The organism is Methylobacterium indicum (genome assembly GCF_001043895.1).
Classification (GTDB): Bacteria; Pseudomonadota; Alphaproteobacteria; order Rhizobiales; family Beijerinckiaceae; genus Methylobacterium; species Methylobacterium indicum.
In genome coordinates this window covers 1-731 of record NZ_JTHF01000499.1, presented here as the reverse complement: position 1 = coordinate 731, position 731 = coordinate 1, and the positions used below count along the sequence as shown (strand labels likewise).

1 protein-coding gene and 1 pseudogene are annotated in these 731 nt (G+C 72.4%); both read left to right on the top strand.

The window, feature by feature from the left end; translation table 11 throughout:
- Positions 1-272, top strand: a 272-nt coding sequence (locus tag QR78_RS31730; protein ID WP_280137087.1) for a helix-turn-helix domain-containing protein, incomplete at its 5' end; no start/stop codon positions are given.
- Between the two features lie 240 nt (positions 273-512).
- Positions 513-731, top strand: a pseudogene (locus QR78_RS31725) (dihydrolipoamide succinyltransferase); the annotation flags it as partial.

Genomic DNA, 731 nt, shown 5'->3' with positions numbered 1-731 from the left:
CCTCCCCTGAGCCCGGCACCGCCCCGGCCCCGGTGCGCGAGATCGTCCGGGTCGAGGTGCGCGATCCCCACGCCCTGTCCCTCGTGGCCGAGGAGACCGGCGAGATGAAGACGATGGAGGGGCTGGAGGGCGAGATCATCCGCTATGCCCTGCAATTCTATCGCGGGCGAATGTCCGAGGTGTCGCGCCGGCTCGGCATCGGCCGCTCGACCCTCTATCGCAAGTTGAAGGAACTCGGCCTCGACGACGAGAAGGCGGAAGACGCCGCCTGATCCTGCCGCCCGGTCCGAAGAAAACCGCATTTGACGGGCTCAGGACTCGTCGGCCGGGCGAGCGGGAACGATGTCGCGCGGCGAACACTGCCGTGCGCCATCGCACCCGTCATGAAGGCCTACGGGCGGCATTCCGCCGGAGTGTGGCTGCCGTGCGATGGTGCGGCCTGCGCCGGCATGTTGACTGATCTAGATGATCCAGCGTGGCCGCTTCCCGGCCGCGGCTTCGAGGAGAGGACCATGGCTCCCAAGCGCAGGACCGGCCGAAACGTCGGCGCGGCGGCGACCCTCGCGGTGCTGCTGGCGGCGCAGCTCGGCCAGCCGGGCGCCCGGGCCGAAGGCGTCGCCGCAGCGGCGGCCGGCGAGGCCGCGGCGAGCACTCCCGTGCCGGTCGCGGCGGCTCCCGCGATCACCACGATCCCGGACAGGGCCGCCCCCGCCGCCGCGACCGGCACGGGA